Origin of the sequence: Paenibacillus methanolicus, assembly GCF_008124765.1 — a bacterium.
GTDB lineage: Bacteria > Bacillota > Bacilli > Paenibacillales > Paenibacillaceae > Paenibacillus_Z > Paenibacillus_Z methanolicus.
The window spans coordinates 392,682-419,255 of sequence record NZ_VNHS01000002.1; the positions used below are offsets into that span (position 1 = coordinate 392,682).

Genomic DNA, 26,574 nt, shown 5'->3' on the forward strand with positions numbered 1-26,574 from the left:
GCATAATATGGGCGGGATCCCGCTTCTCTATGCGGATGGCCGTCCGTCGCCGAGATTCTCATAAGTTCGGCATTCCCGGACACAATAAAAGGAGCATCCCGCAAAACGGTGGACCCGCTGCTTGATGCTCCGGAAGCCTTCAGTTTCGGTTAAAAATGAACGCAAATCTCCGTAACCGCTTTGCTGGGGATAATCACTTTGCCGTATTCGTCCAGCACCGCGGTCGTGACGGATGCCGCTTCCCCGTATTCGGCAAGCAGCGCGATCAGCGCCTGATAACGCGCCAGTTCCAAACCAGCCGGTTCGAAAGCCAGCATATATTTGTTGTTGTATACGTACAGCCGTCCATCCTCGGACAAACCGGCCGTGTTCAATTGTTTGCATGCTGCGATAACGTCTTCAAAATCACGGAACGCGTATAGGACGACGTCGCTTTGTTCCATCGTGACTTCAAGCTCGTAAACGTCCTCGTCGTTCTCTTCTTCCTCCATGGCTCGTTCTTCGGGACGTGCGCCTACTTTCCCCCGCGTGACGATGACGACCATGCCTTGAGCCGGCAGCGCGAACACTTCCACCGCAAGCGGTCCGTTTGCATCGAATCCAAGCTCGGTATACGCCTGGTCCATCATCTCGCTGAACAGCTCGTGCACCTTGGGAATTTCGCGCCACATGTCTTCCTTCTGGATCCCACGCTCCAGCAGGTCGTCGAACGTCAGAAAAATTCGTATCTTGTCTTGATTGAGTCGTTCGATTTTCATGTTAGGATCCTCCTCTTCGAAAGCATCTGCTTCGTTTCGCGGAACCAAACAGCTACTTATATGGCGCTTAACGCGGCAGTATCTGTTGTAACAGCGTATGAAACAGCGAGCAATGTGTGCTTAATTCGTGCTATGTACCTATGTTATCATTTTCGTACAGGGAATGCACTAATTCGGACAAAAAAAGAATCGTCCAGGCCCCTGCCCTATCTTACGCGGCAGCAGCCCTAACGATTCTTCTTTTATACAAGCTTAATGCGTGGTCGGCGTCTCGCTGGCGATCTCTTCGGCCTGTCTTTTCAATTCCGGATCGCTATTCACGAGCATCTCGATCTGTCCCCAAGATTCCGCGGAATTGGCCGTTCCTGCGCTGCTTGCCGATGTCGGCTGAACAGACTGGGATTGACCGAATTTGCGGTTCATCACGGCGCCGATCGCTTTGCCTTTCACGGATGAAATGATATCCCCCGTTGCCGCACCGGCCCAAGCGACCATGCCCGGACGTTTCTTGGACAAGTATGCGGCTGCGGCCATGCCCGTAATTGTACCGATAATAAAGCCCGTCATTCTCATCTGCGCTAGTCCTCCTTCGATAACTGGGATACGCGATTAGTGTACCGCGGCGGAAAGCTGCGCATCCGCCACAAATTCAGGAAGGAGCGCCCGCGTATACGCGCGTATTTTCGAAATATGATACAAGGAGGGGCCGAACGGGTATTCCATTAAAATAACTTGTCACGAAAAATCGCATTTCGGGAGGATATACCATGCAAATGCCTACATATATGAGTAAATTCACTTCAATCCTCGCGTTCGTCGCGATTCTAAGCGCTTGCGGCAGCCCGGCCGAGCAGACAGTCGACCCGTCTCGCGCGAATGCCTCATCTTCCGCCGAACCCAACAAAGAAATCAGCGCGGCTCCGTCAAATGCAAACGCGGTTACGCCGTCTTCCAACGCCGCGAGGAGTAATGACCCGGTTCGCGATGGCGCTCCCACTTCCACTAAAGAGACGATTACCCTTCAGCCTGAGGTTCCCGAGGGTACGAAGCAGACGACGCTGCAATATACCATGAATGCCGCATATCGGTTCGAGCCCATCGCGGGATCCGAGGCTGCAAAGAAGGCCGTACTGCTCACGTTCGACGATGGGCCGAAGGACGAGACGACGCTGAAGGCGATGCTCGATACGCTGGATAAACACCATACGAAAGCGATCTTCTTCGTCAATGGCTACCGCGTTAAAGCGAAGCCTGAGCTGCTGAAACTGATTGCCAGCCGCGGCCAGACAATCGGCAACCATTCTTGGGATCACGTCGATCTGAAGAAAGAGGACGAAAAGACGGTTCGCAAACAAATCGGCGACGTTCAACAAATCGTCAAGAAAACAACGGGTCTAACGCCGCGATTCTTCCGTCCGCCCTTCGGCTCCGGGGGCGATCTCGTCAAGAAGATCGCCGCGGAATCCGAGCTGTTGTTCATGACCTGGTCTAACGGGTCGTTGGATTGGGATGCGAGCACGAAGGATAAGCCGGAGAAAGTCATTGCCAACGTCATGGAACAACTCCATCCCGGCGCGAACATCCTCATGCACGAACTGCCTTGGACGAAGGACGCGTTGGACAATTTGCTTACGCAGCTCAAAAACAAAGGCTATGCCTTCATCGATCCTGCCACAATCGACACGACTCCTACGACAAAGCCCGCAAAGTAACGATATGAACCTGGGCAGGGGCCGCAAGACGGAGCGGGAATTTCGAGGTGCCAAAGCCGCAGCTGACGAACATCCGGGGCGACGCCGTCTCGGATGTTCGTCGTTCTTCCCCGTTGTTGTACCAACCTCTCAAATACGTCCGTACATTCTTGGATGTGACCAGCGGACCGATAATTGGCAGGACGATTTGTCCACCGTGCGTATGTCCGGCCAAAATATAATCGATGCGGGCGGCCTGTTCCGGGAGCAGTCTATCCGCGATGACGGGATCGTGCGCCAGCAGCAGCGTGAACAAGTCGTCATTCGCTCCATCGCCGCCTAACGCCAATCGAACGTCCTCTCGGTTCGTGCGCGGGTCGTCTACGCCTGCCAACCTGATCGCGCCGCCTTCCGCTTGCTCCAGCAAGACGGCTTCGTTAGTCAGCAACCGTACGCCTTCTTCCCGCAGCATCACTTCCAAACTACGAATATCATCGTCGTAGTCATGATTGCCGTAGACTACATAAATAGGGGCGATATTCCGCAACGCGCGAATATTGCCCCTGCTTCTTTCCAGCGGAACCCCGCCTTCTCGCAAATCGCCGCCGATCAACACCAGTCCGATATCGCCGTATTGGGTGCACGCATCCACGACCGTTTGCGGAATCCGGTGTCCGTGAATATCCGAGACGAAGAGCAGCTTCACGCCGTCAAAGGAGGCAGGCAGCCTGCTTGACGAGATGGTCTGCTCATCCACTTGATACCGATGCGCATATCGATACATGGCATAAATCGCCACCGACAACCCGATGACAGCCGTCGCGGCCGCAATCGCCAAGCTATAGACCATATCGCTTCTTCCCCCACATCAGCAGGCCTGCCGCCAGCATAATAAACAAAAAGATAAGGACACGGTAAAACCAGTACGTGATTTTGTAACGATGGGACGGATACAAGTCGCGGCGCGAAGGGAGTTCCCCTTCCTCCGCCTGCCAGCCGTTCAGATCCGCGGAAGCGGCCGCGATCTCGGCCGATGCTTCCGTATCCGTGGGGCGTTGTCTATGCTTCGTTTCCGGTTCAAGCGGGCGTTTCCTGCCGAATTTCTCCACTCTGCTCATGCCTACTGTTCCCTCCGAAACCTGATAATCAAACCCATCACAGTATCAATCAGGAAGTGCGCCGCTATCGGCGCCCACAGCGTATCCGTCTGCTCGTAAATCCAACCTAAGCCGTAGCTGATCGAGAACACCAGCCCTGTCGGAATCCAATGCCGCAAATAGCGAACGTGAATAGCGGCGAATACAATGCTGGTCCAATACGGACCGATGAGATGCTGCACGCCTCCCCTGAATAAGGTTTCCTCGCAAACGGCGACAATAAACGACAGCAGTACGATGTGCCAGACCGCCCGGTTTCTAAATATGCGGTCATTCACGCCGCCGTCGTCGCCAACCTCTTCGGGGACGAATCGCGAGACGAGCAAATCGACGACGAGCACCGCCGCGGCCAAGCCGGCTCCCCAATAAAGGAAATCCCAAGCACCCGGACTGGAAAATAATAAAAATGGGTTTCCCCGCTGAAAAAATACCCATATCAAACCGATAATAAAAGTAACAGCTTGCGTGGCGTACAAATTGATGAGCAGCATGCGGTCGTCGATGTCGTCAATGGAGACGGTCCGCAATTTGAACTTGCTCAGGTCCAGCTTTTTCATACATTACCGCCTGTCTAAGTAGGTTCGTATTTTCTTTTGATTTGAATTCCCCTATACTAGTAGGACAATTGCTGCCGCGAAATTTGGCGAAAATTGGGACGAAGGAGATTACCATGGAGAAACGACTAACCCGATCAGAACTCATTTTTAGCCTCGGTTTCATCTTTATGCTCGTCGTAGCCGTGGGCGCTTTCTTCTACGGAGCCAAGATCGGCGCCGAGAAGACCGAAGCGAAGTATGTAGAGCAGGCGAAACATCTCACCGGCGCCGCGGCAAAGCCTGGCTCGTACCCTCAGCAAGATCTGGTCTCCTTCTATCATACTGTATTTTTACCTTATCGTGAATTTCAATCCGAGTGGTATAAGACGATGGAGAAGATGAACTCCGGCCAGCTCGCCGAGCCGGCATCGGCGCTAAAGGAGCTCTCGAGCCTCGCCAAACAGAAATACGCGCAAGCCCAGACGGCTTCCGTCGCCAGTTCTTCCCCGCTTCTGCAGCAAGCCCAGGTCGAGATTCTGAAAGGGCTGAAGCTGCTCGGCGAAGCCGCAAGCCGCGGCGCCGTGTCGTCCAAGGACGTCGAGACGGACGAGCTGCTCGTCGCGCTCAAGAAAGACTCCTACTATAAGGAAGGCGTCGAGCAACTCATGTCCGGCCAGCTGGACTACTACCAGTCCATGCTCCGTTGGAGCAACACGGTGAACAAGAAAATTCCGGCTACCTACGAGCCTGCGTCGATTCTCGGCATTAACCAGTGGAAAACGCTCCCCCTTACGGTGAAGAACAAGCTGATGGCCGATCACATGAAAGCGAGAATGCTCATGACGTCGTATTATCCGCAGGATCTGGTATCCGCGGTCGATGACTACATTATGTCGGGCGAAGCGGCCAAAATGAAAATGAAATCGGTCGATGCCGTCGTCGATTTGCTCGTCAACGCCAACGCCGTTCGTTCAGGCGATTTCCTGAGCAGCAAAGCGAAAGTATACGGGAAGGAAACGATCCCCCAGCTCCCCTTCTTCTATCCGGAAGAAAACTGATGCATTGGATCGCTCAATCGTATTGAAATCCCAGAAGTTCGGCTACGGCCGCCATTCCGCCTTCAACGTTGCGGAGGCGGCTGTAGCCTTTTTCGCTCATATAAGCGCAGACGCGGTCGCTCCGGATTCCATGGGCGCAGATTATATATAACTCTTCCTCCGGATCCAATTCGTCAAGACGGACCGGGATCGTCTGCATCGGTATCCAAGTCGATTGTTCCAAATGATAGTAATCCCATTCTTCTTTCTCGCGTACGTCGATAATTCGCGAACGTTTGATTTCGCCCGTTTCCAACGATTCGACAAATTTTTCAGAACTGATTTGCAGCCATTCTGCCATGCGAAACACCTCGGTTTTTAGCCTTCATTTGCCCTTGATCATAACGAAATTTTCACAAATGGGCAAGTTTCGGCATTGATTTTATCCACAAGGTTGCTATAAAATAGTAGAGACCATAGCAGTTCGGTGTTCGTAAAATCGAACATTCTCGGCATCTTTCGCCAAAACGTTCGAGTTTACGGTCATGATTGAAGTGGATAGCATGCCAGACTCTCGCCCCGCTCTACATAGCGGCTTGCGAGGGTTTTTAGCATATGCGACTCCGCCGCACCCGAATCAATCCGCAGACTCGCTTGCTTTAAATCGTTAATCGGTCAAAGCAATGCCGGGACGCGGGAATAACGCTCAGGAGGCACGTTCACATGTTCAAAGTATTGGTATCAGATCCGATCAGCGATCTCGGGATCCAGAAGCTTGTGGAAGCTACCGACGTCGCTGTTGACAAAAAACCCGGCCTTAGCGAGGATGAGCTCATCGCCATTATCGGCGAATATGACGCCCTGCTGGTCCGCAGCCAAACACGGGTAACCGCCCGCGTCATGGAAGCAGGCAAACAGCTGAAGGTCGTCGGACGCGCTGGCGTCGGGGTCGACAATATCGACCTGGAAGCGGCAACGCAGCGCGGCATTATCGTGATCAACGCGCCAGATGGCAACACAATTACGACCTGTGAACACACCTTCGCGATGATGATGGCGGTTGCGCGCCATATTCCTCAAGCCTATCTCAAGACGGTCGGCGGCGTATGGGACCGCAAATCGTTCGTCGGCGTCGAGCTTCGCGGCAAGGTGCTGGGCGTACTCGGCATGGGCCGCATCGGCAGCGAAGTCGCCAAGCGGGCCAAAGCGTTCGGCATGGACATCTGGGGCTACGACCCGTTCATGACGGAAGAACGCGCGGAGCAGCTGGGCATTCGCCTCTCCACCGTAGACGATATCGTCCGCAACGCTGATTTCATGACGGTACATACGCCGCTCACGCCTGAGACGCGGCATATGATCGGAAGCGCCCAATTCGAAGTCATGAAGAAGGGCATGCGTATCGTCAACTGCGCGCGCGGCGGCATCATCGACGAGCTCGCGCTCGTGGAAGCGATCGACCAAGGCATCGTGGCCGGCGCGGCATTCGACGTATTCGAAGTCGAGCCTCCTGCTGCCGACCATCCGTTCCTGAATCATCCGAAAATCATCGTGACGCCGCACCTTGGCGCCTCTACCGTGGAAGCCCAAGAGAACGTTGCGATCGACGTATCCGAGCAAGTGCTGAACATTCTGCGCGACGCGCCGTTCACGAACGCGGTGAACATGCCTCCGATTCCCGCAACGCTGCTGAAGACGCTGCAGCCGTACTTCGCACTCGGCGAGAAGCTCGGCAGCTTCGCGGCCCAGCTGACGGAAGGCGCGGTATCGGAGATTAAAGTCAGCTACTCCGGCGAACTGGCGGACGTGGATACGCAGCCGCTTACCCGCTACATCGTGCGCGGCGTGCTGGCTCACCACCTCGGTCGCGAGCAGGTAAACGTCGTCAACTCGATGCACCTGGCGAAGGAACGCAGCGTCAACATCATCGTCAACAAAACGAAAGAATCGCGCGACTTTACGAACTTGGTCTCCGTCAGCCTTCGCACGAAGGCCGAAGAGCGTCTTGTCGCCGGGACGCTGCTGACCGGTTACGGTCCGCGCGTCGTGCAAATCGACAAGTTCCCGGTCGACGTCGCGCCGGAAGGCAATCTCGTGCTCGTCTCGCATAACGATAAACCGGGCATCATCGGTAAAATCGGTACGCTCTTCGGCAACAACGACGTCAACATCGCCACGATGCAAGTTGGCCGTCAGCTCGCCGGCGGCAGCGCCATCATGGTGCTCACCGTCGACAAAGCGGCGCCGAAGGAACTGCTCGCCGAAGTTACGGCATTGCCGGATTTGAACAAAGCAAAAGAGATCACTCTTTACTAATTCTTCATATGGCATTGTGCCGAGCGCTGTCTCCTCCGAGACGGCGCTTTTTTGACATATCAAGCGGAGAATTCGCCCCCCCCCCCCCCCCCCCCGCCCGGATGGTGGCAGAGTTTGTCGGGGTGCTGGTGTCGACGTTTTGGCCGAACAAGATTTGTCGGCTTGCTTCAACAAAAAAAGCACACCGAATCGGTGTGCTTAAACAAATTCTAAGTCGCTTCGACAGGAAGCAGCAGCGTGAAGGTGGTTCCTTGGCCGATCTTGCTTCGGGCTTCGATCTTGCCGCGATGCGCCTCGATAATGTTCTTGACGATCGCCAGGCCAAGCCCCGTGCCACCGCCGCCTGACGTAGCTCCGCGCTTGCGGGCTTTATCCGCCTTGTAGAAGCGTTCGAAGATGAAGGGCAAATCTTCTTCAGGAATGCCTTCGCCTTCATCGGCTATGCCTAACGACACCCAGCTTTTGCCTTCCAGGACGGTATAGCTGCCAGTCAGTCGGATGTTCGCCCCGGCGCTCGTATGCCGCAACGCATTGTCCAACAGGTTGGTCAGCACTTGCTCCAGCCGATCCTCGTCTCCTGCTTGGATATCCAGCTCTTCCTCGTCCATCGACAATTCCAGCTTGATGCCCCGTTCTTTGGCATACACGTTGAACTTCCGGTGAACCCGGCGCAGCAGCGCCGACAAGTCGACATGAACCGGATTCATCTCCATATGTCCGGCTTCCATCCGGGCCAGATCCAGTAAATCCTTCACCAGTCGTCCCATGCGCAGCGATTCGTCGTGAATCACCTGCACGAGCTCCTGCCGCTCTTCGGGGGAGCTGGCAATGTCGTCCAGCAGCGCTTCGCTATAGCCCTGCAGCATGGAGAGCGGCGTCCGGATTTCGTGCGATACGTTCGCGACGAAATCGCGGCGAAGCTTCTCGAGCTTGGACTCCTCGGTGACGTCCCGCATGACGGCAACCGCGCCGCGAACGGATTCATGCGACTTCAGCGGAGCCATAACGATCGACCATACGCCGCTCTGGACATGGAGCTTGTCCGTCATATCCCGGCCTTTGCGAAGCACGTTCCGATAGATCTCGAATAGCGGGATGGGCACTTGATTGCGAACCCGGTATTTGCCCGACGCTTCCGCTTCGGACCAATCGAGCGCGCTCCACCGGTCCAGCAGCTGCTGACCGGGCGGGTTCGAAAGAATGACCGCCCCTTCCGCGTCAAACGTGATCACCGCGTCCGCCATGCTGCGAAGCACGCTCGCCAAATGATCCTTCTCATGGTTCAAGTCACGGATAAGCGTATCCAGTTCCTGCGCCATATGGTTAAACGTATCTGCCAGGTCTCCAATCTCGTCGTTCGAACGAACGGAGACGCGCGTCCGGTACTCGCCGTTGGCGATCAGGTCCGCCGCTTTCTTCATCTGGATGAGCGGCTGCGTGATCTTCGTCGATAGAAAAAAGGCAAAAAAAGTGGACAACAGAAACCCGATTATGCACGTGTAAACGAACAGTACCTTGACCCGGTGCGAGGTCGTATCATCGAACTGCAAATCGATATACTGAAGCAGAAACCCGCCCAATATGAGCAGGACGACGGCTACCAGCCCGATGATCGTCATCCATAGCTTACCGACAACACTGCGCCATAGCGGTCCTAGCATTGGTTACTTCGGAACCTCCAGCTTGTAGCCGACGCCCCACACGGTCGTGATCATGGAGGCCGCGTCCGGCGATACTTTGTTCAGCTTCTCGCGCAGCCGCTTCACGTGCGTATCGACCGTGCGAAGATCGCCGAAGAACTCGTAGTTCCAGACATCCTTCAGCAGCTCTTCGCGGGAGAATACTTTGTCCGGGGAAATCGCCAAATAATGCAGCAGTTCGTATTCCTTCGGCGTCAGGCTGACCTCGTGGCCGCCTGCCATGACGCGGTGCGCATCATGCTCGATGATCAGATGCGGGAACACGATGTTATTGCTGGTGAGCGTCTCCTTCGACAGGAACGCGGTCGCCGACGAACGGCGTAGAATCGCCTTCACCCGGTAGATCACTTCGCGCGGGCTGAACGGCTTTACGACATAGTCGTCGGCGCCGACTTCAAACCCTTGCACGCGGTTCATCTCCTCGCCTTTGGCGGTGAGCATGATTACCGGCGTCGCCTTCACCTGACGGAGCCGGGAACACACCTCGATGCCGTCAATGCCGGGGAGCATGACGTCAAGCAGGATGAGATCAAAATCTTTGCCGCTGGCCATCCGAAGCGCGCTTTCCCCGTCTTCCGCTTCTTCGATGACGTAACCTTCCTTCTCCAAGTACATTTTCAACAATCTGCGGATACGTTCTTCATCGTCTACGACGAGAATACGGTGCTGCTGTTCGGACATGGCGTACCGGCCCCTTTACGACTTTAGTCTAATTATTCTACGCCCGCGTACGAGTGCAGGCCGACAAGTACAAGATTGACACCCACGAGGGTAAACATGACGACGATAAATCCGATGACCGCAAGCCAAGCCGACTTCTCGCCGTGCCATCCGCGGGAAAGACGCAGATGCAGGTAAGCCGTGTAGTACAGCCACGTGATGAGCGCCCATACTTCCTTCGGATCCCAGCCCCAGAATCGCGACCAAGCCAGATAAGCCCAAATCATCGCGAAGATGAGACCGCCCAGCGTAAAGATCGGATAGCCGATGGCGATGATCCGGTAGCTGATTTCGTCCAGGTCGTCTGGATCCATCCCCCGCGTGAGCGGATGAATGACCGCGCCGATCGGTTTGCGAATGATGATCCGAATTATGGCGTAGAGAATAAGGCCAATAATAATCGACCATACGATCGTATTCCACTTGCGCGCGGCATCGACGCCTTTCATCCAATGCGGCGTCTCGAATACGCCGTCCTTCAAGCCGAGGAACGAATCCATCTCCTGAACTTGGCTATTATAGGGTTTGAAGATCGGCGGCAGCTTATATGCGACCGTGTCGGTCTCGGTGCTCTCGACGCCCGCGTCGCTAATGTGTACGTTCTCTTGCAGGAATGTGGCCTCATAGCCGGCCGCGCGGAAACCGAATACGCTGATCAAATAACCGACCATTATTACCGCGATGACCATCAGCACCTCGACCCAACGCTGGGAACGGCGGGCGCGCGGCCCTTTCTCCCGGAAGTCGACGATGCGCAACAGCTGCAGCAACGCGACCGCGAAGCCGACCGCGAGGAACGCTTCGCCGAGCGCGACCGTCGTGACGTGAATTTTCAGCCACGGCGATTGGAGCGCCGGAATGAGGGGCTGCACTTCCTGCGGGAAAACCATCGCGTACGCGACGATAATTACGGTGAGCGGCAGCGTGAATAGGCCGATCAAATGCTTCCGGTAGATGGCATACGTCACGACGAACGCGAGCATAATCATCATGGCGAAGAACGACATGAACTCGTACATGTTGCTCGTCGGAATATGACCGCCGCCGATCCAGCGCGTAATGAACGACGTCGCATGGCTAACCAAGCCAAGCAGGGAGATCGCGTACGATATTCTGCCCCACTTGCGGATGTGCTTCTCGGGATCCCGTTTGGTCAACCGCGCGCCCGCGATCGTTACCCCGTATGAGATAAACCCGAGACAATATAGGAAGAACGCGACGAGAAAAACGTCGCTGCTGAAATTAAGCAAAGCGTTCAAGACCGATTACCTCCGTTATCGAGCGACTTGGGCTCTACGTCGATTCCCGTCCGCTTCAGAACGGCGGCGACGTCGCCACGCATGCCGTGAAAGTTTTTGTTCGTGTGGGCGCCGAGCAGCAACCGCCCGTTGTCCACTCTCAGCCAAATCCGGCGATGATGCCAGTACGAGCCGAGGAAAACGCCGAAGATCCAGATACCGGCGCCGACCCAAATATACGGCATCGCTTTGTCGATCCGGATATTAAGGGTGCTGGACATGCCCGCGAAAGTAACGCCCTCCATGGACGGCACCTTAATCTCGAACCGTTCGGCCAGTTCGCCGTTGATCTTGTCTTGGCTGAACGTGACCCGATCGTTCTGCTTGACGAAGTAGATGTACGGTTCGCCCTTCTCCGCGAGGCCGGGGCCCTTGAGCATGAAAATAAACGCCGGCGCATTAGGCTCGTCCGACTTCGTGCGCGGATTGCCCGCCTCGTCGATCGCGAAATCCAAATACTTCGAATTCAACTCGAGCGTGTACGGGCCCAATTCATAATTCAGCTCCGGGCTGCGCATCGACAGCTTGAACGGCCCGTAAGTTTCGCCCGTCTGCTTGTTGACCAGAACCGGGTTCACCGCGGCGATCTTCGCCGTATCGTCGTAACCGTACTGATAAATATTCAAGCCCTTGTAAGACAGGGCCTCGTTGACGATAATACCATGGCGCATGACCTCCTGCAGAACCGGTTCCTTGGTCGGATCCTCGCAGTCGGCAGCGCACGTATAGAGCACCGCGTCCGTCTTGAACAGCTTGGGTCTCGCCGTTCCTTTCAGGCCCTCCGGCAGCTCTTCGTCCGTGTAATAGTCGATCGTGAATTTCTCGTTCTTGATGTAATAATCCGTCTCCGGGATCTGAAGCGTTTCGCCTTCCCGGATCGCCATGTAGTTGTCCATCGACCAGCCGGGCATCGAACGCAGCAGCACCGCGATGAGGAAGACGATGAGCCCGATATGGTTAATGTAAGGCCCCCAGCGGCTGAACCGATTCTTCTCGGCCAACAGCGCGGAGCCTTCGCGCTTGACCCGGTATCGCTTGCGCTTTAGTTCTTCCTCCGCTCGCGCCGTCCAGCTCTCGGCCTCTTGCGCCAATTCGCCTTCGTACACGGTACGCTGTCGTCTGAGGAATTGCTCGTGCTTGCGTACTTGCTGTTTGCTGAGCGCCTTGTACAGCGGCAGCACCCGGTCAAGACTGCAAATGACGAGCGACGTGCCGATCATGACGAGCAGGAGCGTAAACCACCAGGATTCGTATGTATGCGAGAAACCGAGCTTATAATACCATTCGCCGACCCATCCGTATCGCTCCTCGTAATACGTGGAAGGATCGAACGAGATAAAGGCGCTTTCCTGCGTGAACACGGTGCCGATCATAGCCCCGATCAGCGTGATGACGATGAGCCACACCGCGATTTTGACCGACGAGAAAAAATTCCATACCCGGTCGATCACGCTCGGATTGACCTTCTGCGAACGCCTGGCCGCCCCGTCGTAGCGCATCTCGAGCGGCGCGTGCGAGGTGGCCTCGGCTTCCTCGAGCGGGTTGCCGCAGCTCTCGCAAAGCACAGTGCCGACCGGATTCTGGTGGCCGCATTCGCATTTGGTGTTCTTAAAAGATAACAACGTGTACACCCTCCTCCGGGTCAGGACTGAAGCAGTTTCGTGACGCGCGAATCAATGTCCTTCTCCGTCATACCGCCAACGAATACGTCCATGACCGTACCATCGGGCTTAACGAAGAACGTCGTCGGAAAGGACTTCACGCCGTATTCCGCCATTATCTTGCGCCCTTTGTCGAGAAGAATGTCGTACGTTACGCCGTACTGCCGGGCGAAATGATTCGCCGTCAGCTGGTCCTCGCCCAGATTGATGCCGATAATTTCGAACGGCTGCCCCTGCCCGGTCCACTTCTCGTATTGTTTCTGCAAATCGGGCGTTTCGGTTACGCAGGGCGGGCAGAACGTGCCCCAGAAGTTAATGACGAGCGCCTTGCCCTTGTAGTCCTCCAGCTTGTGGGCGGCACCGTCCGTACCGAGCAGCGCGAATGCCGGAGGCGCTTCCCCTTTGCGAACCAAGCCGTCCTCGGACGAAAAAAGCGCCTTGCCGATTGCGTAGCCGCCGAGCAGCAAGACCCCGATAAAAATGACGATTTGCGTCGTTCTGCGGTATTTCCCCATTGTTGTGCGTCACCGACCTTGCCATGTTGAACTTGAGTTCCGATTTCATTATAACGAAAATCGGACGGCAGTTAGATTGCCGTCGCGACGCTATTTTTGAATTTTATGTGTCTTGACCGCGATATCCCGAAGCTCCTGCACTTCCTTTGGCGTCAAATGGCGATATTTGCCTCGTTGCAGGTTCATGAGCCCGAGTTCGCCGAAGCGAATCCGTTTCAGGCGGGACACGGGATGGTTGATCGCATCGAACATCCGGCGAACCTGACGGTTGCGTCCCTCGTAAATCGTGATCATGATCGTCGCCTGCTTCTTCTCCGGATCCACGTCTTGGTATTCGACCTCCGCGGGCTGCGTCATGCCGTCTTCCAACTTGATCCCCTTCTGCAGCTTCTCGAGCGCCGTGCCGTGCGGGACGCCTTTAACCGTGGCCAGGTAAGTCTTCGGCACGTGGTGGCTCGGATGCGTAAGCAGGTTCGCGAATTCGCCGTCGTTGGTCAGAATCAGCAAGCCTTCCGTATCATAGTCCAAACGACCTACCGGATAGACGCGCTCCTTGATGCCCGGCAGGAAATCGGATACGATTTTGCGGCCTTGCGGATCGCTCGCGCTCGTAATGACGCCCTTGGGCTTGTTCATCATCAAATAGAGCTTCTGCTCGCCGCGGATCGGCTTTCCTTTCACGGTAATGACGTCCGTTGCCGGATCTGCCTTGACGCCTAGCGTCGTAACCGTTTCCCCGTTCACTTCGACCAACCCGGCCAAAATCAATTCTTCGCATTTGCGGCGCGACGCGACGCCCGCTTGCGCCAATATTTTCTGTAATCGTTCCACTTTCTTTCACCTCACCTTTCATCATACCCTAAAATCGACAAAGAAGAAAAGCCGGGCCGCGAAAAGAGCCCGTTTTACGTCGATGCGCCTCGGGGCGCGGCAGACGTAAACGGGCTTTGGCTCAACGAGCCTATATTAATTAACCGAATATGTACAAGCAAATGAAAATCGCGGCGAGGAAACCTACGATGTCCGAGAATAAGCCGACCTTGAGCGCATAGCGGCTTTTGCGGATGCCGACGGCGCCGAAGTAAACGGTCAACACATACAGCGTCGTGTCCGTGCTGCCCTGGATGGTGGACGCGATGCGGCCGATCATGGAATCGGGTCCGTGCGTCTTGATCAGCTCGGTCGTGAATGCGAGCGACCCCGCGCCGGTGATCGGCCGGAGCAGGCCAAGCGGGAGCACTTCGCTAGGAATGCCCAACTGATCGAATAAGGGACGTATAAGAGCAATAAGCAGATCCATCGCGCCGGAAGCCCGGAACATGCTGATGGCGACCATCATGCCGACCAAATGCGGAATAATATTAATCGCGGTGCCGAATCCGTCCTTCGCGCCGTCCAAGAAGCTCTCGTAAACGGGAACTTTGCGAAAAGCCGCGTAGAGCGGGATAAAAACGATCATAAACGGAATCGTCCAGGCCGATATCGTCGTAATCCAACCGTACATGCCGCGCTCACCCCTTTCCGCCGGAGACCGGCGGCGCGGCTGTTATCGAGGCGATCGTGCCGCCCCCTGAACCAGCCGCGTGAGACGACATTGAAGGATCCCGCCCGACGCTTCGCGGACCGCTTCGGTCGCCGCTGATCGGCGGTTTGCTTCGATACCGATACCAACGGTCGGCCAGAACGGCCGCCGCCGTCGCGACGGCCGTCGCCGCGAGCGTCGTGCCGACGATCTCCGCGGGATGCGCCGAGCCGTACGTCATGCGGATCGCGATAAGCGTCGTCGGCACAAGCGTGATGCTCGCGGTGTTCAGGGCAAGCAGCGTGCACATCGCCGGCGTCGCCGTTTCCTTATCGGGGTTCAGCTTCTGCAGCTCCTGCATCGCCTTGATGCCCATCGGCGTCGCCGCGTTGCCAAGACCTAGAATATTGGCGCTCATGTTGCTCATGATGTAACCGAGCGCCGGATGACCTTTCGGAACATCGGGAAACAAGAAGCGCACGACCGGCTGAAGCAAAGCGGCCAGCTTGTTCAGCAGGCCGCCCTCCTCTGCCACGCGCATGAGTCCCATCCAGAATACCATGACGCTGATCAAGCCGAAGCTGACCGAGACTCCGTTCTTCGCGCCGTCGAACGCGGCTTCGGTCAAGAGCTCCATCCGGCCGTTGACGACTGCCGCCACGAAGCTCGCCGTGATGAAGAACAGCCATATCCAATTGACCATTAAATGGCCTCCTTCCCCCCAAACAAAACTTTAAGCACCTGCTTAAGCGAACTTGCGAACACGTAGGTCCAGGGCTCGTTCAGCCGCGCTGTCCGGTCGGCGCTCGACCAGGCCGGTTTCTCCGGCAGGTCGATTCGCGGGCCGTCCGGATCGTATACAGGCGTCTCGGCGATTTTCTTCGCGCCCAAATACCACTCGATCCGCCCCCGCTCGCCCAGCGTATAATCCATGGTCATCGGGCTAACGAGCACCAGCTTATTCGTTAGCTGCGCCCGCTCGCCCTTGCCGAACGGGTAGCGGAACGTGCGCCCCGCGGCTAACGGCTGACCGGCGATCGGCTGCCCTTTGCGCACCACCTCGTCAAGCGGGAAGTTCGCGAATCCCCAATCCAGCAGACGACTATGATCGACCCAATCGCTTCGGTCGCTGAGCGTGACCGCGGCCAGTTGCTGGGTGTCGCGCGTAGCCGAGCTGACGAGACAGCGCAGCGCCGCTTTCGTGTAGCCGGTCTTGACGCCGTCCGCGCCTTCATACATATTGAGCATCTTGTTTTTATTCATCCATTTGTAGTCCCGGCCGGAGGCGAGTTTCCCTTTCGTCTTCACGATTTCCTTGAACACCGGGTTGTGCATCGCGTAAGCCGTCAGCTTGGCCAAGTCGTTCGCCGTCGAGTAATGGCCCTTCTGGTCCAAGCCGCTCGGATTCATGAACTGGCTGTTCATGAGCCCGATCATCTTCGCCTTCTCGTTCATCAGATAGACGAAGCCTTCCTCCGATCCGCCGACATGTTCGGCGATCGCCGTCGCCGCGTCGTTGCCGGAGCGCAGCATCAGCCCATAAAGCATTTCCTCCAGCGTCATTTCTTCGCCCAACTTCAGATAGATCGAGGAGCCTTCTTTGCCTGCCGCTCTTTTGCTCGTTTTGACCTTATCGGTCAGCTTGCCATGCTCGATCGCGACGATCGCGGTCATGATTTTGGTCAAACTCGCGATCAACATCGGCTTATCGCCGTCTTCGCTATATAAAATCCGGCCCGATTCAACGTCGATCAGCGAGGTCGCCTGCGCGTTCGTATAGATCGGCGGCGCCGCAGCGGCTTTGGCCGCCGGCAGAAACGGCATGCCTGCGCACGCTATTGCTAACGCAAGCATGGCGGTTATCCAAGGGCGTGGGATGAATTGCCTCATATAGAGTGATCCTCCTTGTGTCGTGGACGCACGGAAGCGCCGGGTCTTGTACAGTATATGTGCGCGGGACAAGGTTATTCCGTTATGCCGCGGATGCCTGACTCAGCGGCGCGCGCGAACAGCAAAGAAACGCCGAAAACAAGAAAACTGCTCGTCAGAGCAGTTCCCTTTGTAGCTTGGCGCACTAGATGATATGCCCATCCGTGGTGTTGATCGTATCGATATAGACCGAAGTCGTATCCTCCATTTGGTTGCCGCCGTTCTTCTTGAACATGCCCTGCAGCTTGTCGAATACTTGCGGCGCGGACTCGATTACGCGCTCCACCAGATGGGTCTGGCTGTCCAGCGGCACGACGCGCACGCCTTGCGCGCCGACGACTAGGAACGCGATCGGCGTGATCGACACGCCGCCGCCGCTGCCGCCGCCGAACGGCATGCTGACGAGCGAGTTGTGGGCGTCCGCCGTGGCGTGACTTCCGGTCTGCGTCTGATCCGCCAAATTACCGAGGCGGATGTCGCTGCCGCCGGCTACGAAGCCGAAGCCGACTTTCGAGATCGGCATAATCACGCTGCCGTCAGGCGTCTGTACCGGATCGCCAACGATCGTGTTGACGTCGACCATTTCCTTGATATTTTCCATGGCCGTCTGCATTAGACCTTGTATCGGGTGCTCATTCATCGTTGTAGGCCCTCCTTCGGCTCATCGTAACATTGTTGGTTTCCTGCCCTATCATCATGCCCTGTCGCTTCGCATCTTATGTGGACGCGCGCCGGGCGTCACGCGCGGAGCAATATCCGCTGCCAGCCGACCAATCCGCGGAAAATGCCGCGCATATGGCGCATTTTAAACAGTAAATATATCCCTGCGAAGATCATATAGCCGAATCTCAGCTTGACGGTGAAATGCCACTCGGTGGAAAAATGTGCCGACGCATATACCGGCTCTACGCTGATTTGAGGCTCCGTTTTCAACCGAATCATCTGGGAGAGGACGCCGATCCCCGTCGTTTTGATCGTCCACACCATCCCGGTCGCCATCGCCGTCCACATCGCGTCGCCCGTGCCGACCGCCGTACGCCATCTCCATTCCGTCAAATGAACGTGGCCCAGCGTCGTCTTCACCCAGCCCAAGAGCGAATCCGTCTGCTTGAGCAGCATGTTCATCCAATCGATCGATTGAAATACGGTGTGCGCATCGACTTTATCCTTCGTGACTTGCTCGCTGTCGCCGCCCATATTTTGCTTCGACTTCTCTTCTTTGACCTCGACGCTAAGCCCGTTCATCTTCATGATCGGCATTTCCCAATGGTAATGAATAAGCCCTAATAACCCGCGCACCCGCAGCTCGGCGTGATCGTCGGTCCCGATCCGTTTGAGCGTTCCCCGAATGACGATGCGGGACATAAGGGCAGAACCGATCAGCAACAAAAAAAGACCTGCCGTGATCCACCAGCCGAACGGATAACCAAGCATGGGCGATTCCCCCTCTGCTTCCTGTTATAGTCGGCTATAGTATGGATCAAGCGTACAGATCTCATGCGCATCGCGGTCTTGCCTGCTAGCGTCGTTCTACTTCTTATCCGCCTCGGCCTGCGGCATCTCTTCGAGCGTCATTTGGCGTTCTTCCAACTTCTCGAACAACAACTGCGTCTGTTCGTCCAGCGAGTCGTCGTCCACCGATGCCGGCTCCGGCAGCGATTCCAGACTGGGCAAGCTGAAGTAGTCGAGGAACGACTTCGTCGTCCCGTACAGAATCGGACGTCCGATGGCTTCGGCGCGCCCCACTTCTTCGATCAAGTCTTTGGACACGAGCGTCGCGATGGCGCGGTCGGTCTTCACGCCGCGGATCTCCTCGATATCGATGCGCGTAATCGGCTGCCGGTAGGCCACGATCGACAACGTCTCGAGCGCCGCCTGGGATAGGCTCGAGCGGGTCGGCGAATACGCCATCCGTTCGAAATACGCCGCGTGATCCGGGTTCGTCGTCAACCGGAAAGCTCCGGCGACGAGCGACATCTGAATGCCCCGTTTCTTCTTTTTCAACTCAGCCATCAGCTCTTTGGCGATATCGTGGGCAACGGCGGCGTCCGTTTGTAAAATGTCGGCTAGCTGCTTGGCGGTCAAGCCCTCGTCCCCCGCCATGAACAGCAAGCCTTCAATAACTGTCTTCCACTTCGAGTAATCCACCTTCTGCCGCTTCCCCTCTCCAATTGATTACGATATCGTCAAACAGCCCATGCTGATAGCAACGGATATGTTTCATCTTCATGAGCTCGAGCAGGGCGAGGAACGTCACGACGATCTCGTGACGGCTCATCTCCTGATTGATCAATTTCGAGAATCGGACCGTCTCGTGCTGCCGTAGCACTTCGACAATGTCGCGAATGCGGTCCTTCACCGAGATTTCGTCCCGGTGCACGGTCGCGACCACGTTGCGGCGCGAGGCGCGCTTCAGCGCCTTCTGGAACGCCTTAATCAGATCGCCGATATGCAGCCCTTTCACCGGGTTGTCCGGAATGACCGGCATATAAGGCGTCAAATCCTCGGCTTCCTTCGTATACACGAGACTCCGCGCGAACTCCATGCCGCGAAGTTCCTCCGCGATCTGCTTGAATTTCCGATACTCCACGAGCTTGGCGATCAGCTCGTCGCGCGGATCGAGCTCGCCTTCGTCCTGCCAGTAGTCGAATTCTTCTTCGATGACCGGAGGTTTCGGGAGCAATTGCTTGCTCTTAATCGACAGCAGCGTGGCCGCCATGACGAGAAACTCGCTGGTTACCTCAAGCTCCAGCTCCTGCATCGCATTCAAGTAGTCCATATATTGATCCGTGATTTCGCTGATGGACACCTCGTGAATGTCGATCTCCGCCTTGTCAATCAAGTGAAGAAGCAGGTCAAGCGGACCCTCAAAAGATTCCAGTTTGTATGTCACCGACATGTTGCGGCTGCCTCCTGCGTGAAATATGCTTACGTTCCGGGCTTATATTAGCCTTTGAGCGCCTTCGTCAGATTCGCCATCTCGATGGCGCTGACCGCCGACTCCCAGCCTTTGTTGCCCGCCTTCGTTCCCGCGCGCTCGACCGCCTGTTCGATCGAGTCCGTCGTCAACACGCCGAAAATCGTCGGCACGCCGGTCTTCAGTCCTACCGCCGCCACGCCTTTGGCCGCTTCATTGCAAACGAAATCAAAGTGCGGCGTTGAGCCGCGAATGACCGCGCCGAGCGTAATAACGGCGTCGTATTTGCCGCTCTCCGCCATCTTCTGCGTAATCAACGGGATCTCGAATGCGCCCGGTACCCATGCGATCTCGACTTCGCTATCGTCCACGCCATGACGCTTCAAGGCGTCCAGTGCGCCGCTCAACAGCTTGCTGACGATAAATTCGTTGAAACGGCCGACGACGATTCCGTAGCGCAGCCCTTGCGAAACTAAGTGCCCTTCGTATACATGCGGCATAATATCCGTCATCCTCTCATAGTTCGTGTAACGCTGAATGCTGCATTCCCAATCTTCGATTGGGAGCGCAAACCAATCAGCTTCATGATCGCTGAAAGCTGCATTCCCAATCTTCGGATTGGGAACGCAAACCAATCAGCTTCAAATTTTAGATTTCAAACTCGAGCAAATGGCCGAGTTTCGTCTTCTTCGTATGCAAGTAGTCCGAATTGTCCGCCTTCGTTTCCGTCTGAATCGGAACGCGCTCCACCACTTCGAGCCCGTAGCCCTCCAAACCGCGAATCTTGCGCGGATTATTCGTCATCAGCCTCATTTGGCTAACGCCAAGGTCTTTCAAGATTTGCGCGCCGATGCCGTAATCGCGCAGGTCGGGGGCGAATCCCAATTTAATATTCGCGTCGACCGTGTCGAATCCCTGCTCCTGCAGCGCATAGGCTTTCAATTTGTTGATAAGCCCGATGCCTCGGCCTTCCTGGCGCATGTACAGCAGCACGCCGCTGCCCGCCTCCTCGATCTGCCGGAGCGCCGCGGCCAGTTGCGGCCCGCAGTCGCAGCGGTGAGAGTGGAACGAATCGCCGGTCAGGCATTCGGAATGCACCCGCACGAGCGTCGGTTGATTCGAGGCAATATCGCCTTTTACGAGCGCCACATGCTCCTTGCTATCGACGTCGTTCGTATACGCGACGGCACGGAACGTGCCGAAGTCCGTCGGGAGATTCACGTCCACGGCGCGGTGCACGAGCTTTTCCTTCTTGTTGCGGTATTCGATCATGCCCTCGATGGAGATTAGCTTCAACCCGTGGCGCTTCTTGAACTCTACTAGGTCCATCAATCTCGCCATCGTGCCGTCTTCCTTAATAATCTCGCAAATAACGCCGGCAGACGCGGAACCGCACATCCGCGCCAGGTCGATGGCCGCTTCCGTATGCCCAGCCCTGCGCAGCACCCCGCCGGCTCTGGCGATGAGCGGGAAAATGTGACCGGGGCGGCGGAAGTCGGACGGCTTGGCGGACGGGTCGATAAGCGCTTGAATCGTCTGCGACCGTTCGCCGGCCGATATCCCCGTCGAGGTCGTGACGTGATCGACGGACACAGTGAAGGCCGTCCCGTGATAATCGGTATTATGCGTGACCATCGGCGGCAGATCCAGCTCCTCCGCCCGCTCCTGCGTAATCGGCACGCACACGAGCCCGCGCGCTTCGGTAATCATGAAGTTGATGACCTCCGGCGAAGTCTTGTCCGCAAGCGCGATCAGATCGCCTTCGTTCTCCCGGTCTTCGTCGTCCACCACGATTATGCACTTGCCTTCGCGCAAATCCCGCAGCGCGTCTTCAATCGGGTCGAATATCGTTTGGTCCGTTGTCATGCCTGTTCACTCTCCCTAGAAAAAGCCGTTCTCGGCGAGAAAAGCCGCCGTTAAGCCGCCGCTCTTCTTCCGGCTATGCTCGCCGTCTTGACCGGCGCCGCCCGGATAGCGCAGCAGATGGTCTACGTATTTGCCCAGCACGTCGCCTTCGATATTGATGACGCTGCCGGGCTGCTTCAATTGAAGCGCGGTCTCCCGCAGCGTGTGCGGGATGATCGAGACGGAAAATTCGCCGTCGCTCCGGTCGATGACCGTCAAACTGATTCCGTCCAACGTTACCGACCCTTGCCCGATGACATAACGCATCAGCGACGGATCATGGGGCTGAATCGTAAAGACGACCGCGTTCGCATCCGGCGTGCGCGCGACGATCGTCCCTGTTCCGTCGACGTGTCCCTGCACGATATGGCCGCCGAATCGTCCGCCCGCCTGCATGGCGCGCTCGAGATTGAGCCGTTCTCCCGGACGCATATCCTTCAAATTCGTATGCCGATAGGTCTGCGGCATGACATCGACCGTAAAAGAGGCGGCGTCGAAATCGGTCACGGTCAAGCACACGCCGTTGACGGCGATGCTGTCGCCGTCCTTCACGTCGCCGAGTACGCGCGACGCCTCGATCGTCAGTTTCATGGCCTCGCCTTGCTTGTAGGTCCGCTTAAGCGTCCCCACTTCTTCAATTAATCCCGTAAACAAGGTACTCCTCCTCCCGCTTCAAACGCGATCCCGTCTCAGCGATCCGCGTACGTCGGATACCCGGTCAAGCAGTAGTCATCGCCGACCTGTTCCATCGTCACGCCGCTAAGGCCGATCGCCTCGCTCATCCGCTCGAAGCCGCCGAAGGAGAAGGCCTCCGGCGCGGCGTCGCCGCCGATAATCTTCGGCGCGATGAACAACATGATCTTATCGATCAAGCCGCGCTCCAGCATGGCGCCGTTCAGCTTGCCGCCGCCTTCGAGCAGAATCGAGCCGATCTCAAGCTCTCCAAGCTTCGTCATGGCGATCTCCAGATCGACCTGTTCGCCGTCTCCGCACGCCAGCACTTGCGCCCCTGCGGCTTCCAGCGCGGCTCTACGCTTCTCTTCCGCCCCTTTGACGGTCAGGATGATGACGGGTACGTCCTGATTGTGAAAGAGGCGGGAGGTTACCGGAAGGCGAAGCTTCGAGTCGACGATAATACGAGCCGGATGAACCGCAGGCACGCTGAGCCTTGTCGTGAGCTCCGGATCGTCGGCGAGCGCGGTTTGCGCGCCGACCATGATGCCCATATGCTGATGCCGAAGCGTATGTACCTGTTCGCGGGCGGCCGGTCCGCTAACATAGCGGCTATCGCCGGTCTTGGCGGCGATTTTGCCATCCAGCGTCATCGCGGTCTTGAGCGTTACGAACGGCTTGCGCGTCGTAATGAATTTGTTGAATTTCTCGTTCATCCGCTCCGAAGCATCGCCGAGCAAGCCGACCTCGACGTCGATTCCCGCCTCTTGCAGACGTTTCACGCCCCGGCCGGCGACCATCGGATTCGGATCCGTGCAGGCGACGACGACGCGGGACACTTTAGCCTCGATGAGCCGTTCGCAGCACGGAGGCGTCTTGCCGTGATGGCTGCACGGTTCGAGCGTCACGTATGCGGTGGCCCCTTCGGCTTGTTCGCCGGCCATGCGCAGCGCATGCACTTCGGCGTGGCCTTCGCCGCGCTTCAGATGAGCGCCAAGACCGACGATGCGCCCTTCCTTCACGATGACGCAGCCGACGACCGGATTAATGTCGGTCTGGCCGCTTGCTTTCGCCGCTATATCCAAGGCGAGCTGCATATAGTATGCGTCATTTAACACGATCGACAAAATAAAAACACCCCTATCCGCATAAAGCCGACGGGGTGATGGGAGAGACATAAGGAAACAGCACTAGGACGCGCTCAAATAAAACCCTTGACTACGTGAAAAAAAGAACGAGTCGAGAGGTTATATCGTTGAACGGTATACGCTGCCGCCTCCTTCTCCCATCCAGACTATACTGTCGGTCCCGGAATCGCACCGGGTCCACCGTCCATTCGCCGCCGCTCTCGCAAGTCGAGAAGCGCCGCGCCTGTCCGGGTCACGGACTGACAAGTTCGTCTCCGGCTCGCATACGCGATACGTGGCCGAAACCGCCTTGATCACCGCCGGTTGGGAATTTCACCCTGCCCCGAAGGTAAGCTGCAATACTTTGACAAAATGTTACCACTCCCCCTGAAAAAAAGCAACCAGCTATCCTTTTCGCAGCATCGCCCTTCCTTCGAGCGCGCGACGGTTGGATTGGAAACTGTCATAAGTAATAACGCCCGGCGCCCATAAGGCGGCCGAGCGTCAATTTCGTGGTATTCCTCTGCAAGGTAGACGGAAGCTTTCGAAGAACGCGTTCATCGCATAGACCGATTGTTACTATGCCCCTGTGCTCTCCATTCGGTCACTGGTATCCAGGCAAGTAGTGGTTCTGATTCTCCAGCTTCGGCAAAATGTTCATCGACTCGATATGCGCCTTTGTCTCCGGCGTGCCAATCTTATAAATATAGGCATAGAGCATCTCCAAATGCTCGCTGAACCGGTCCGTCGCCGGATCGCGTTCGGCGGACTTATACGGAATTACGGCCCGCGCATGCGTCAGCTGGTCGTCCTTGTCCTCCTGCTCGAGCAGCTTCTTTAGCTCGAGCAATTCCTCTTCGCTCGCGAATATCGTCAGCTGCTCCGCGATCGACGGCGCCGTCTCGATCGTGCGCGCGGATACCGATACGTAATACGGATTGCGTTCCATAAGGCAGCTCCCCCTTCAACCCTTAACTCGGCACAGGCAAGCGGCTTGTAGCCGTCGACCGGTACCGGTCTTCGTTAGTTGTTAATACACGGCCAAGCTGCCCTCGAAACAGCAAAATCCCCCGAGCGGGCGTCGCCGCCGCGGGGGGGATTCGATCATGCAGGGTTGCTTACACTTCGACGATTTCGACTTTCTCCATTTTCACGCCGTTCTTGAACGTGTCGACGTGCTCCATGCCTTTAGTCACTTTGCCGAATACGGTATGGCCGCCGTCCAGGTGAGGCTGCGGCTGATAACAGATGTAGAATTGGCTGCCGCCGGTGTTGCGGCCGGCGTGCGCCATCGCGAGCGTGCCGCGCTCGTGTTTGTTCGGGTTGATCTCGCAGTTGATCGTGTAGCCCGGGCCGCCCGTGCCCATGCCGTCCGGGCAGCCGCCTTGCGCGACGAAACCGGGAATGACGCGGTGGAACGTAAGACCGTTGTAAAAACCGCTGTTCGCGAGCTTCTCGAAGTTAGCTACTGTATTAGGCGCGTCTTGGTCGAACAGATCAAGGACGACTTCCGCTCCGTCCGCCATCGTAATTTTCGCTTGCTTTGCCATTGTAATCCACCCTTTCGGTTGTATAAACATTGCCATTATAGCAGAAAGCGTTCCCGATAAAAAGCTTGTCCCCCGGCGATCGCCGCATGAAGCGGCCGAAAGCACGGGGGATGATAGCGGATTATTGGACGGCGGACGCTTTCTTCATCCGCGCCGGCAAAATATCGTTGCCCACGACGTCGTCCAACGACTCGCGCTTAACGACAAGATCCGAAAGTCCGTCTTTGACGAATACGACGCTCGGGCGGCGAATCCGGTTGTAGTTGCTCGCCATCGAATAGTTGTAGGCGCCCGTGCACAGTACCGCGAGCAGATCGCCCGTCTGCGGCTTCGCCAATACGCAATCGACGATCAGCTTGTCGCCGCTCTCGCAGCATTTGCCGGCAACCGTCACGGTCTCCTCGGCGGCGGCGGCGGCACGATTCGCGACGACGGCCTCGTACTTGGACTCGTACAGCGCCGGCCGCGGGTTGTCGGTCATGCCGCCGTCGACGGAAATGTACTTACGCACGCCGGGAATATCTTTGCTTGTCCCGATCGTATACAACGTCGTTCCGGCATCGCCGACGATGCTGCGGCCAGGCTCTACCCAAATTTCCGGGATCGGGTAACTTGCCGCGCCGAAGTTGTCTTTAATCGCGTCCGTAATCGCCTTGACATACGTCGCGACCGGCAGCGGCGTGTCGCCTTCCACGTAGCGGATGCCGAAGCCGCCGCCCAAGTTGATGACCGGGAACGTGATGTTCAGCTCATCGCGCACGCGCAGCGAGAACTGCGCCACTTTGCTCGCCGCCACCTCGAAGCCGTCGACCTCGAAGATTTGGGAGCCGATATGGGAATGGACGCCGAGCAATTCCATGTTAGGCAGCTCGTTTGCCTCCCGCACCGCACGGAACGCCGCGCCGTTTTCGACGTCGAACCCGAATTTGGAATCCTGCTGGCCGGTCGAGATATACTCGTGCGTATGCGCCTCGACGCCTGGTGTAATGCGCAGCAATACATTTACTTTCAAGCCCTTGTCGCCGGCCAGCGCGTTCAATAGCGCGAGCTCGTCGAAGTTATCGACGACGAAGCAGCCGATCTGGGCATCCAGCGCCATCAAGATTTCGTCCGGCGTCTTGTTGTTGCCGTGGAAATGGATGCGCTGCGCCGGAAATCCGGCCTTCAGGGCGGTATACAGTTCGCCGTCGGAGACGACGTCCAGCGACAGGCCTTCCTGCTCCGCGATCGCGCACATCGCCATGACGCTGAACGCCTTGCTGGCATAAGCGACCTGGAATTTCAAGCCCGATGCCTTGAACGCCTCGACGTATTCGCGCGCGCGCTGACGCACGAGCGCTTCGTCCACGATGTATAGCGGGGTTCCGTATTGTTTCGCCAATTCGGTGACATCGCAGCCGCCGATTGTCAAATGCCCTTGGCCGTTAATTGCGCTTGTTCCGTGTAAATACATTGTTTCCCCTCCGGCTTCTCCATGAAATCCCATGACGATTGATTTGCATCATTTAACGAAAGTATATCCTACCCCTGTCCCCTGGTAAAATGGATAAATCCGCATTTCAT

The 26,574-nt window shown here is 56.7% G+C and carries 29 protein-coding genes and 1 riboswitch; of the genes, 3 read left to right on the forward strand and 26 right to left on the reverse strand.

Features of this window, described 5'->3' with window-relative positions; all coding sequences use genetic code 11:
• Window positions 1-149 precede the first annotated feature (149 nt).
• The gene (locus BCM02_RS06670; protein WP_148928283.1) at window positions 150-758 is read right to left on the reverse strand and encodes a genetic competence negative regulator; all 609 of its coding nucleotides are present in this window, start codon (window positions 756-758) and stop codon (window positions 150-152) included.
• Window positions 759-1,010: 252 nt separating this feature from the next.
• Window positions 1,011-1,331, reverse strand: coding sequence for a hypothetical protein (locus BCM02_RS06675; RefSeq protein ID WP_148928284.1), 321 nt, complete (start codon window positions 1,329-1,331; stop codon window positions 1,011-1,013).
• 200 nt (window positions 1,332-1,531) lie between these two features.
• Here BCM02_RS06675 and BCM02_RS06680 point away from each other — a divergent pair, with 200 nt between their 5' ends.
• Window positions 1,532-2,470 carry a polysaccharide deacetylase family protein gene (locus tag BCM02_RS06680; RefSeq protein WP_148928744.1) on the forward strand — a complete coding sequence of 313 codons (939 nt, stop codon included), beginning with the start codon at window positions 1,532-1,534 and terminating at the stop codon, window positions 2,468-2,470.
• Here BCM02_RS06680 and BCM02_RS06685 read toward each other — a convergent pair.
• From BCM02_RS06685 to BCM02_RS06695, 3 genes are read right to left on the reverse strand one after another with little or no spacing between them, the layout of a single operon-like run.
• Window positions 2,448-3,299, reverse strand: coding sequence for a metallophosphoesterase (locus BCM02_RS06685; protein ID WP_148928285.1), 852 nt, complete (start codon window positions 3,297-3,299; stop codon window positions 2,448-2,450). The two genes, BCM02_RS06680 and BCM02_RS06685, sit on opposite strands and share 23 nt — an antisense overlap.
• Window positions 3,289-3,567: a hypothetical protein gene (locus BCM02_RS06690; RefSeq protein ID WP_148928286.1), complete on the reverse strand. Its 279-nt coding sequence runs from the start codon at window positions 3,565-3,567 to the stop codon at window positions 3,289-3,291. The genes BCM02_RS06685 and BCM02_RS06690 overlap by 11 nt, the downstream gene beginning before the upstream one ends.
• 2 nt (window positions 3,568-3,569) lie before the next feature.
• Window positions 3,570-4,163 carry a CPBP family intramembrane glutamic endopeptidase gene (locus BCM02_RS06695; RefSeq protein WP_148928287.1) on the reverse strand — a complete coding sequence of 198 codons (594 nt, stop codon included), beginning with the start codon at window positions 4,161-4,163 and terminating at the stop codon, window positions 3,570-3,572.
• Between the two features lie 113 nt (window positions 4,164-4,276).
• On the opposite strand from BCM02_RS06695, the gene BCM02_RS06700 reads away from it, so the two are divergent.
• The gene (locus tag BCM02_RS06700; RefSeq protein ID WP_148928288.1) at window positions 4,277-5,200 is read left to right on the forward strand and encodes a hypothetical protein; all 924 of its coding nucleotides are present in this window, start codon (window positions 4,277-4,279) and stop codon (window positions 5,198-5,200) included.
• A 13-nt stretch (window positions 5,201-5,213) separates the two neighbouring features.
• Here BCM02_RS06700 and BCM02_RS06705 read toward each other — a convergent pair whose 3' ends face one another.
• Entirely contained in the window at window positions 5,214-5,540 is a 327-nt protein-coding gene (locus tag BCM02_RS06705) for a rhodanese-like domain-containing protein (protein WP_148928289.1), read from the reverse strand.
• A gap of 362 nt (window positions 5,541-5,902) precedes the next feature.
• On the opposite strand from BCM02_RS06705, the gene serA reads away from it, so the two are divergent.
• The gene (serA, locus tag BCM02_RS06710) at window positions 5,903-7,495 is read left to right on the forward strand and encodes a phosphoglycerate dehydrogenase (protein WP_148928290.1); all 1,593 of its coding nucleotides are present in this window, start codon (window positions 5,903-5,905) and stop codon (window positions 7,493-7,495) included.
• Between the two features lie 209 nt (window positions 7,496-7,704).
• Here serA and BCM02_RS06715 read toward each other — a convergent pair whose 3' ends face one another.
• From BCM02_RS06715 to lysA, 20 genes are all read right to left on the reverse strand, one after another.
• A complete protein-coding gene (locus BCM02_RS06715) occupies window positions 7,705-9,156 on the reverse strand; it encodes an ATP-binding protein (RefSeq protein WP_148928291.1) in 1,452 nt (483 codons plus the stop codon).
• A gap of 3 nt (window positions 9,157-9,159) precedes the next feature.
• Complete coding sequence (locus BCM02_RS06720; RefSeq protein WP_148928292.1) at window positions 9,160-9,876, reverse strand: response regulator transcription factor; 717 nt, start codon at window positions 9,874-9,876, stop codon at window positions 9,160-9,162.
• A 32-nt stretch (window positions 9,877-9,908) separates the two neighbouring features.
• A complete protein-coding gene (gene ccsB, locus BCM02_RS06725) occupies window positions 9,909-11,174 on the reverse strand; it encodes a c-type cytochrome biogenesis protein CcsB (protein WP_148928293.1) in 1,266 nt (421 codons plus the stop codon).
• Window positions 11,171-12,835, reverse strand: coding sequence for a cytochrome c biogenesis protein ResB (gene resB / locus BCM02_RS06730; RefSeq protein ID WP_148928294.1), 1,665 nt, complete (start codon window positions 12,833-12,835; stop codon window positions 11,171-11,173). The genes ccsB and resB overlap by 4 nt, the downstream gene beginning before the upstream one ends.
• 20 nt (window positions 12,836-12,855) lie before the next feature.
• Window positions 12,856-13,389 (reverse strand): redoxin domain-containing protein, encoded by a 534-nt coding sequence (locus tag BCM02_RS06735; protein WP_148928295.1) that lies wholly within the window; start codon window positions 13,387-13,389, stop codon window positions 12,856-12,858.
• 90 nt (window positions 13,390-13,479) lie between these two features.
• Window positions 13,480-14,220 carry a pseudouridine synthase gene (locus BCM02_RS06740; protein WP_148928296.1) on the reverse strand — a complete coding sequence of 247 codons (741 nt, stop codon included), beginning with the start codon at window positions 14,218-14,220 and terminating at the stop codon, window positions 13,480-13,482.
• A 139-nt stretch (window positions 14,221-14,359) separates the two neighbouring features.
• Window positions 14,360-14,893 (reverse strand): spore maturation protein, encoded by a 534-nt coding sequence (locus tag BCM02_RS06745; protein WP_148928297.1) that lies wholly within the window; start codon window positions 14,891-14,893, stop codon window positions 14,360-14,362.
• Window positions 14,894-14,900: 7 nt separating this feature from the next.
• Window positions 14,901-15,614, reverse strand: a complete 714-nt coding sequence (locus BCM02_RS06750) for a nucleoside recognition domain-containing protein (protein ID WP_148928298.1) — start codon at window positions 15,612-15,614, stop codon at window positions 14,901-14,903.
• The gene (locus BCM02_RS06755) at window positions 15,614-16,801 is read right to left on the reverse strand and encodes a D-alanyl-D-alanine carboxypeptidase family protein (RefSeq protein WP_425466154.1); all 1,188 of its coding nucleotides are present in this window, start codon (window positions 16,799-16,801) and stop codon (window positions 15,614-15,616) included. The genes BCM02_RS06750 and BCM02_RS06755 overlap by 1 nt, the downstream gene beginning before the upstream one ends.
• Window positions 16,802-16,985: 184 nt before the next feature.
• Window positions 16,986-17,480: a GerW family sporulation protein gene (ytfJ, locus tag BCM02_RS06760; protein WP_148928299.1), complete on the reverse strand. Its 495-nt coding sequence runs from the start codon at window positions 17,478-17,480 to the stop codon at window positions 16,986-16,988.
• Window positions 17,481-17,578: 98 nt separating this feature from the next.
• Window positions 17,579-18,274, reverse strand: coding sequence for a DUF2953 domain-containing protein (locus tag BCM02_RS06765; RefSeq protein WP_148928300.1), 696 nt, complete (start codon window positions 18,272-18,274; stop codon window positions 17,579-17,581).
• Between the two features lie 96 nt (window positions 18,275-18,370).
• The gene (gene scpB, locus BCM02_RS06770; protein ID WP_148928301.1) at window positions 18,371-18,988 is read right to left on the reverse strand and encodes an SMC-Scp complex subunit ScpB; all 618 of its coding nucleotides are present in this window, start codon (window positions 18,986-18,988) and stop codon (window positions 18,371-18,373) included.
• Complete coding sequence (locus BCM02_RS06775) at window positions 18,957-19,739, reverse strand: segregation and condensation protein A (protein ID WP_148928302.1); 783 nt, start codon at window positions 19,737-19,739, stop codon at window positions 18,957-18,959. Before BCM02_RS06775 ends, scpB begins: the two co-directional genes overlap by 32 nt.
• Before the next feature lie 47 nt (window positions 19,740-19,786).
• Window positions 19,787-20,257 carry a 6,7-dimethyl-8-ribityllumazine synthase gene (ribH, locus tag BCM02_RS06780; protein WP_148928303.1) on the reverse strand — a complete coding sequence of 157 codons (471 nt, stop codon included), beginning with the start codon at window positions 20,255-20,257 and terminating at the stop codon, window positions 19,787-19,789.
• Window positions 20,258-20,405: 148 nt separating this feature from the next.
• A complete protein-coding gene (locus BCM02_RS06785) occupies window positions 20,406-21,623 on the reverse strand; it encodes a bifunctional 3,4-dihydroxy-2-butanone-4-phosphate synthase/GTP cyclohydrolase II (RefSeq protein WP_148928304.1) in 1,218 nt (405 codons plus the stop codon).
• Window positions 21,624-21,638: 15 nt separating this feature from the next.
• A complete protein-coding gene (ribE, locus tag BCM02_RS06790; protein WP_148928305.1) occupies window positions 21,639-22,316 on the reverse strand; it encodes a riboflavin synthase in 678 nt (225 codons plus the stop codon).
• Between the two features lie 35 nt (window positions 22,317-22,351).
• A complete protein-coding gene (gene ribD, locus BCM02_RS06795) occupies window positions 22,352-23,431 on the reverse strand; it encodes a bifunctional diaminohydroxyphosphoribosylaminopyrimidine deaminase/5-amino-6-(5-phosphoribosylamino)uracil reductase RibD (protein ID WP_425466157.1) in 1,080 nt (359 codons plus the stop codon).
• A gap of 176 nt (window positions 23,432-23,607) precedes the next feature.
• A riboswitch (FMN riboswitch) is annotated at window positions 23,608-23,816 on the reverse strand.
• A gap of 249 nt (window positions 23,817-24,065) precedes the next feature.
• A complete protein-coding gene (locus tag BCM02_RS06800; RefSeq protein ID WP_148928307.1) occupies window positions 24,066-24,410 on the reverse strand; it encodes a hypothetical protein in 345 nt (114 codons plus the stop codon).
• Between the two features lie 169 nt (window positions 24,411-24,579).
• Entirely contained in the window at window positions 24,580-25,011 is a 432-nt protein-coding gene (locus tag BCM02_RS06805; RefSeq protein ID WP_148928308.1) for a peptidylprolyl isomerase, read from the reverse strand.
• A 121-nt stretch (window positions 25,012-25,132) separates the two neighbouring features.
• Entirely contained in the window at window positions 25,133-26,464 is a 1,332-nt protein-coding gene (gene lysA / locus BCM02_RS06810) for a diaminopimelate decarboxylase (protein WP_148928309.1), read from the reverse strand.
• Between the last annotated feature and the right edge of the window lie 110 nt (window positions 26,465-26,574).

Bases quoted from the DNA above. Each gene is read 5' to 3' on its own strand.
- BCM02_RS06670 (WP_148928283.1), bottom strand. From the start codon at position 758: ATGAAAATCGAACGACTCAATCAAGACAAGATACGAATTTTTCTGACG.
- BCM02_RS06675 (WP_148928284.1), bottom strand. From the start codon at position 1,331: ATGAGAATGACGGGCTTTATTATCGGTACAATTACGGGCATGGCCGCA.
- BCM02_RS06680 (WP_148928744.1), top strand. From the start codon at position 1,532: ATGCCTACATATATGAGTAAATTCACTTCAATCCTCGCGTTCGTCGCG.
- BCM02_RS06685 (WP_148928285.1), bottom strand. From the start codon at position 3,299: ATGGTCTATAGCTTGGCGATTGCGGCCGCGACGGCTGTCATCGGGTTG.
- BCM02_RS06690 (WP_148928286.1), bottom strand. From the start codon at position 3,567: ATGAGCAGAGTGGAGAAATTCGGCAGGAAACGCCCGCTTGAACCGGAA.
- BCM02_RS06695 (WP_148928287.1), bottom strand. From the start codon at position 4,163: ATGAAAAAGCTGGACCTGAGCAAGTTCAAATTGCGGACCGTCTCCATT.
- BCM02_RS06700 (WP_148928288.1), top strand. From the start codon at position 4,277: ATGGAGAAACGACTAACCCGATCAGAACTCATTTTTAGCCTCGGTTTC.
- BCM02_RS06705 (WP_148928289.1), bottom strand. From the start codon at position 5,540: ATGGCAGAATGGCTGCAAATCAGTTCTGAAAAATTTGTCGAATCGTTG.
- serA (WP_148928290.1), top strand. From the start codon at position 5,903: ATGTTCAAAGTATTGGTATCAGATCCGATCAGCGATCTCGGGATCCAG.
- BCM02_RS06715 (WP_148928291.1), bottom strand. From the start codon at position 9,156: ATGCTAGGACCGCTATGGCGCAGTGTTGTCGGTAAGCTATGGATGACG.
- BCM02_RS06720 (WP_148928292.1), bottom strand. From the start codon at position 9,876: ATGTCCGAACAGCAGCACCGTATTCTCGTCGTAGACGATGAAGAACGT.
- BCM02_RS06735 (WP_148928295.1), bottom strand. From the start codon at position 13,389: ATGGGGAAATACCGCAGAACGACGCAAATCGTCATTTTTATCGGGGTC.
- BCM02_RS06745 (WP_148928297.1), bottom strand. From the start codon at position 14,893: ATGTACGGTTGGATTACGACGATATCGGCCTGGACGATTCCGTTTATG.
- BCM02_RS06750 (WP_148928298.1), bottom strand. From the start codon at position 15,614: ATGGTCAATTGGATATGGCTGTTCTTCATCACGGCGAGCTTCGTGGCG.
- BCM02_RS06755 (WP_425466154.1), bottom strand. From the start codon at position 16,801: ATGAGGCAATTCATCCCACGCCCTTGGATAACCGCCATGCTTGCGTTA.
- ytfJ (WP_148928299.1), bottom strand. From the start codon at position 17,480: ATGAATGAGCACCCGATACAAGGTCTAATGCAGACGGCCATGGAAAAT.
- BCM02_RS06765 (WP_148928300.1), bottom strand. From the start codon at position 18,274: ATGCTTGGTTATCCGTTCGGCTGGTGGATCACGGCAGGTCTTTTTTTG.
- BCM02_RS06775 (WP_148928302.1), bottom strand. From the start codon at position 19,739: ATGTCGGTGACATACAAACTGGAATCTTTTGAGGGTCCGCTTGACCTG.
- ribH (WP_148928303.1), bottom strand. From the start codon at position 20,257: ATGCCGCATGTATACGAAGGGCACTTAGTTTCGCAAGGGCTGCGCTAC.
- BCM02_RS06785 (WP_148928304.1), bottom strand. From the start codon at position 21,623: ATGACAACGGACCAAACGATATTCGACCCGATTGAAGACGCGCTGCGG.
- ribD (WP_425466157.1), bottom strand. From the start codon at position 23,431: ATGCAGCTCGCCTTGGATATAGCGGCGAAAGCAAGCGGCCAGACCGAC.
- BCM02_RS06800 (WP_148928307.1), bottom strand. From the start codon at position 24,410: ATGGAACGCAATCCGTATTACGTATCGGTATCCGCGCGCACGATCGAG.
- BCM02_RS06805 (WP_148928308.1), bottom strand. From the start codon at position 25,011: ATGGCAAAGCAAGCGAAAATTACGATGGCGGACGGAGCGGAAGTCGTC.
- lysA (WP_148928309.1), bottom strand. From the start codon at position 26,464: ATGTATTTACACGGAACAAGCGCAATTAACGGCCAAGGGCATTTGACA.